Below are 5,736 nucleotides of genomic sequence, written 5' to 3' on the forward strand. Positions count from 1 at the left end.
CAACTTCAAGACAAAATTTCCGGCAAACCTACCTTTCTTAATTCAACAAACTTATCTTGAAAATCTACAGCTCGATCCTCCCCAACTTGCCTTGCTTCCGCCAATTCCCGACGAATTTCTGCCCGCTCCATTTTGTCAGAAACTCCACCTAATATATAATATATAGATAAACAATCTCATTGCTAAATCTCTACCAGCTACCGACATTCACTTCCGATTAAAATCATATAAAACCCCATAGCAGATTGAGTCAAGAGTAGATGTGACTTTTCAGCCAGAAAATGTCAAATAAATTTTAGATAAATCTACTTTGAAACTTTTGATTTGATGATTTTTACAATCCAAGCAATAAGCAGATTTTTTTAGATGACATTCCGATTGGTAAAAATACAAAAGTTAGCTTCTATCAATCCCAACTTCAAGACAAAATTTCCGGCAAACCTACCTTTCTTAATTCAACAAACTTATCTTGAAAATCTACAGCTCGATCCTCCCCAACTTGCCTTGCTTCCGCCAATTCCCGACGAATTTCTGCCCGCTCCATTTTGTCAGAAACTCCACCTAATATATAATATATAGATAAACAATCTCATTGCTAAATCTCTACCAGCTACCGACATTCACTTCCGATTAAAATCATATAAAACCCCATAGCAGATTGAGTCAAGAGTAGATGTGACTTTTCAGCCAGAAAATGTCAAATAAATTTTAGATAAATCTACTTTGAAACTTTTGATTTGATGATTTTTACAATCCAAGCAATAAGCAGATTTTTTTAGATGACATTCCGATTGGTAAAAATACAAAAGTTAGCTTCTATCAATCCCAACTTCAAGACAAAATTTCCGGCAATCCTACCTTTCTTAATTCAACAAAATTACCCTGAAAATCTACAGCTCGATTCTCCCCAACTCGCCTCGCTTCCGCCAACTCCCGACGAATTTCTGCCCGCTCCATTTTGTCAGAAACTCCACCTAATATATAGATAAACAATCTCATTGCTAAATCTCTACCAGCTACCGACATTCGCTTCCGATTAAAATCATATAAAACCCCATACCAAATTGAGTCAGGAAATTCTATTCCACTCAAACCACCATCCACATCATACTTATTTAATTTCTGAAAAACCTCCCTTAAAGAAAAGCCTTTTTTATATATTAAAATTCCCATAGCTTCAGCAAAAGCAATTTGTCCGACAGGGCGGAATAAAACATGACCTTCTCCCGGTTTTGTCTCAAAACTAAATCTTCTTAATTCTGGAGTTTCGGCACTATTTTCTAATCTCGAATAACTAGGCAAATTAGCTAAATAATCCCAAAATTCCATAAATTCTTCCACCCCTTTTTCTAATTCTTCTTCTTCAGGTCGCATAGGAATTAAACCTCTATCTGAAGGTTTCCAATAGGGATAATTAGGTTTTAAATATCTTTCAGATATTTCTTGTAATGCTTGCAGGGTTGTTAAAACAGTAGACTTAGCTGCCACAGTTGCACTATCCCAATTTATCCTTGGATTTCTATCATCTTTATCCTTTAAAATAGAATGATAAATTGCTATTTTTCTCGCCACAATAGCAAATCCATCATCCTCATTTAATAATGCTAATTGCCCTTTACTTAATTTGACTGCCGTCAAATTTACATGAGCAAAAACTGATCTTACTCTTCGTCGTGCTTGTGCCCTTGTCTCCCCTTTTACTACTGCTGGAATAAATTCTATACCTATTTGTTCGTAGGCTAATTTTTGTATTTCTGGTAATTCAAGATGATTAATTTCGCTTAAATCATCAATAGTAATTGCTGCACCTACTGGTTTCTTTTGTTTGTTATATCTTGGCAATCTACCAGTTTTTATTAATTCCATTAATCCTTGAATTCCCATGAGTCTATGTTGACCGTCTAAGGCAAATACTGCTACTTCTAAACGTAGGTCTAATAATCCGACTTTTCCTTCTGAATCTAATGGTAAAAAATCAGTGGCAGATTTATTTGCTTCACCATTTTTATTCCATTCTTCTGCTTTCGGGTTATCTACCCAACTGGGGCTAATTACTACTAATACTGCGGGAAATTTATGGGATTTTCTGGTTGCTAAATATAGAGTTAATGGAGCTTGACGAGACCAGTCTAGAGGTCGTTGTTGAATTTCGTCTATTGTTTCTCCATCCCGAATTATATTGTCGGTTTCCATGTCAAATTTTTGCCGAAATAATGGTAGTTGGGAGGCAAAACGTACCCGACTATCTAACCATTCTAGGGTGACGGAACCGATGTAAGCTTCTGTATTTCCCATCATGGTTTTTTGTACTAATAATCTATCGTCTTTACCTATATGTTTGTCTAATAGGATAGCGATCGCTTCTCTTTCTCGATTATCGTTTTCTAAAATTTCTTTTGCTATTTCTGATGTGGGTTTATTGGTCTTTTTCATGGCTGATTCTGGGAAGTATTTTTAATTTTTTTTGAAAATTAATAAGTATATAAATTTTTGTGAACAAATGTTTTTAAAAATTTTTGTGTTGGTATGATTATTAATTGTAGGTTATTTTGTATCATATACTATTTATTATGTCAATACTAACCAATGGAATATGAGGGATGAATATTGAAGTCTTTTTGAGCATCAAAATAATAAACATTCAGTAATAAACAGTTAATTTTGTAATTTTAAAAAGGAGGAATTAGAATGGTTATGGTAAATTTAATTTTGGTAGTTATTTTAGATTTAATCTGGCAGATATATTTAGTTAATCTGCTGGTTTATGACAAATAAATTCTGACAATATAGATGTTTTGTCTAATGTTATAAATGAGTAAAAATAAAGAATTAAATAAGGAAAAGGAAAAAAAATTAGCATACTACTGTAAACATTTAACCAAACTGAAGACAAGTAATAGGCTGGGTTTAAAACCAGAATATAAACCCATTTTACTTTTGTCTATAATTGATTGAATTACACAAGGTTTAATCAATAATAATCAGATTACTGTATCTGAGTAACTAAAGAGTACCTTTAATAAACATTGGGATATTTTATCTGCTGGTACTTATGAAGGCAAAGATAATTTACACCTTCCTTTTTTCTATCTACAGAGCAAAGGATTTGGGCATATTGAGTCTAAAAATAATTCTCTAAAGAGAGTTCCAAGTTCCCTTAAAAAATTGAAAGAGGTAGTTTAGTATGCCAGTTTAGACCCAGAACTTTTTGAATTATTGCCAGACCAAAATTATAGAAAAGAATTAATAGATGTACTAATTGCAACATAGATAACGGCATATCACTTTGTAAAAATCATCATTGGGCATTTGATAAAGTTTTATTTAGTATATCTGATGATTATAAAATTATTGTTTCCAATAACTTTCAAGAAGAATCGCCAAATTCTAAACCCATGAAAGAATTTAATGATAATCAGCTTTGGTTGCTAGCGTGAAAAAAAATATTTTCCTAGAAGAGAAGCCTTAAAATGGCATCTTCAGAATGTATTTATATCATAATCATAGAAAATTAACTTGACTAAATTTGAGGATATCTATAAATATGAAAGCTATACAAAAATCTTTATTTCCAGAGCGGACAACTGCTGAACTAATCAAAGAGATAGAAAAGCTAACTACAGAAATTCAAGAATTATATTGCCTTGATGAAATTCCCTTGATTGTTGGATATTCTGGAGGAAAAGATAGTACCGCAGTTTTGCAACTTATATGGAATGCGATTGCTGCTTTACCAGTCAAAAAAAGAACTAAAAAAATCTATGTGATTACAACTGATACACGAGTAGAAAATCCTTATGTTTCTGCTTGGGTTAAAGAATCTCTAAAAAACATTGAGAGAGTTGCTCAAGAAAATAAAATTCCAATAGAAACTCACCTTCTACAACCAGATATTCAATACACATATTGGGTAGGTTTAATTGGCAAAGGTTATCCCGCACCACGCCTGAAATTTAGATGGTGTACCGGACGTTTAAAAATTGAACCATCTAATCTTTTTATTCGTAATACTGTACGAACTAATGGAGAAGTTATCCTGGTTTTAGGTACTCGTAAAGATGAAAGTATTAACCGCGCCAGAACAATGAAAAAATTAGAAGAAAAACGAGTTCGGGAAAGACTTAGTCCTAATGCTAATTTACTTAATTCTTTAATTTATTCCCCTATTGAAGACTGGCGAACTGATGAAGTTTGGCTATATTTAATGCAATGGGAAAATCCTTGGGGAAATAGTAATAAAGATTTACTAGCAATGTACCGAGGTGCAACGGAAGATAATGAATGTCCGTTAGTAGTTGATACCTCTACTCCTAGTTGTGGAAGTTCTCGTTTTGGATGTTGGGTTTGCACTTTAGTGGATAGTGATAAATCTATGTCAGCAATGATTCAAAATGATGAAGAAAAAGAATGGTTACAACCTCTGATAGATTTGCGTCGGGAACTAGATATTTCCGACAGAGATAAAAGAGATTTTCGGCGAATTTGGGGTACGGTTCAACTATTTGAAAGGAATATAAATGGTGAAGTTTCTGTAGAACCAATACCTGGTCCGTACAAAAAACAATGGCGAGATACTTTACTAAGAAAACTGTTAGAAGCTCAAACAAAAATTCGTGAAACTGCTCCAGAAAATATGCGAGATATTACTCTAATTTCTCTGGAAGAACTGAGTGAAATTAGACGTATTTGGTTAGAGGAAAAACACGAGTTTGATGATAGTTTGCCTCGTATATATGAAGAAGTAACAGGAGAGAAATTTTTAGATTGTCGCCCTGGTGCAGGAATAAGTCTTTTAGGTAGTGATGAATGGTCAGTATTAGAAGAGATATGTAATGAGGATGAGATGCACCTTGAACTTATGGCAAAACTGTTAGATACAGAACGGCAATATTATATTAAGTCTCACCGATATAAGATTTACGAAAGTCTTGAACAATGTTTTGAAACAAGTTCTCGTTCTAAGGAAGAAGCTATTCAAAATGCTCATAATAAAAGAGATTTAAAAGAAGCTGTCGAGCAAGGCAAAGTTTCAGAGAAAATGAAACAGTTAAGTTGGGCAAGTATAAAGTTTTCTCGTCAAAGTTCGCCCGATATAGAGGAAGAGTAATAAATAATTTTCTTGTCTAGTAAACATCTCTTTTTCCCAGTCAGAGTCAAAGCTAAAAATTCTGTGTTGGTTGACAAGAAAATTATCTTTGTCAGACTTACCTCCTACCCGAAAAATTCAACAATGACTAGAAACTGATGAAACTTTCTCTGGAAAATTCATCTTGGGAAAACCTCGATTTTTCCGAGTACAGAGTCAAAGGCAAAAATTCTCTGTTGGTTGACAATAAAATTCTATTTGTCAGACTTACCCTCTACCCGAAAAATTCAACAATGACTAGAAACTGATGAAACTTTCTCTGGAAAATTCAACAATGACTAGAAACTGATGAAACTTTCTCTAGGAAATTCATCTCTGGAAAATCTCGATTTTTCCGAGTCAGAGTCAAAGCTAAAAATTCTGTGTTGGTTGACAAGAAAATTATCTTTGTCAGACTTACCTCCTACCCGAAAAATTCAACAATGACTAGAAACTGATGAAACTTTCTCTAGCAAATTCATCTTGGGAAAACCTCAATTTTTCCGAGTCAGATTCAAAGGCAAAAATTCTCTCTACCTTGACAAGAAAATTATATTTGTCAGACTTACCTCCTACCGTAAAAATTCAACAATGACTAGAAACTGATGAAA

At 33.5% G+C, this 5,736-nt stretch carries 7 protein-coding genes; 4 read left to right on the top strand and 3 right to left on the bottom strand.

The features are described 5' to 3' along the window. Nucleotides 1–5 precede the first annotated feature (5 nt). The 3 genes from F6K40_RS30850 to F6K40_RS30860 all read right to left on the bottom strand — a co-directional run bounded on the left by F6K40_RS30850 (nt 6) and on the right by F6K40_RS30860 (nt 2,433). Nucleotides 6–131: a hypothetical protein gene (locus F6K40_RS30850; protein ID WP_293141486.1), complete on the bottom strand. Its 126-nt coding sequence runs from the start codon at nt 129–131 to the stop codon at nt 6–8. Nucleotides 132–418: 287 nt separating this feature from the next. Continuing rightward, entirely contained in the window at nt 419–544 is a 126-nt protein-coding gene (locus F6K40_RS30855) for a hypothetical protein (protein WP_293141486.1), read from the bottom strand. Nucleotides 545–831: 287 nt separating this feature from the next. Then, nucleotides 832–2,433, bottom strand: a complete 1,602-nt coding sequence (locus tag F6K40_RS30860; protein ID WP_293141488.1) for a DGQHR domain-containing protein — start codon at nt 2,431–2,433, stop codon at nt 832–834. Between the two features lie 845 nt (nt 2,434–3,278). Here F6K40_RS30860 and F6K40_RS30865 point away from each other — a divergent pair. The 4 genes from F6K40_RS30865 (at nt 3,279) to F6K40_RS30880 (ending at nt 5,720) form a co-directional block, all read left to right on the top strand. After that, the gene (locus F6K40_RS30865) at nt 3,279–3,437 is read left to right on the top strand and encodes an HNH endonuclease (RefSeq protein ID WP_293141502.1); all 159 of its coding nucleotides are present in this window, start codon (nt 3,279–3,281) and stop codon (nt 3,435–3,437) included. Nucleotides 3,438–3,544: 107 nt separating this feature from the next. Next, nucleotides 3,545–5,107 carry a DNA phosphorothioation system sulfurtransferase DndC gene (dndC, locus tag F6K40_RS30870; RefSeq protein WP_293141490.1) on the top strand — a complete coding sequence of 521 codons (1,563 nt, stop codon included), beginning with the start codon at nt 3,545–3,547 and terminating at the stop codon, nt 5,105–5,107. 327 nt (nt 5,108–5,434) lie between these two features. After that, nucleotides 5,435–5,572, top strand: coding sequence for a hypothetical protein (locus tag F6K40_RS30875; protein WP_293141492.1), 138 nt, complete (start codon nt 5,435–5,437; stop codon nt 5,570–5,572). Nucleotides 5,573–5,582: 10 nt separating this feature from the next. Then, the gene (locus tag F6K40_RS30880; RefSeq protein WP_293141494.1) at nt 5,583–5,720 is read left to right on the top strand and encodes a hypothetical protein; all 138 of its coding nucleotides are present in this window, start codon (nt 5,583–5,585) and stop codon (nt 5,718–5,720) included. Nucleotides 5,721–5,736: the final 16 nt, after the last annotated feature.

It is taken from the genome of Okeania sp. SIO3I5 (assembly GCF_010672085.1).
Classification (GTDB): domain Bacteria; phylum Cyanobacteriota; class Cyanobacteriia; order Cyanobacteriales; family Microcoleaceae; genus Trichodesmium.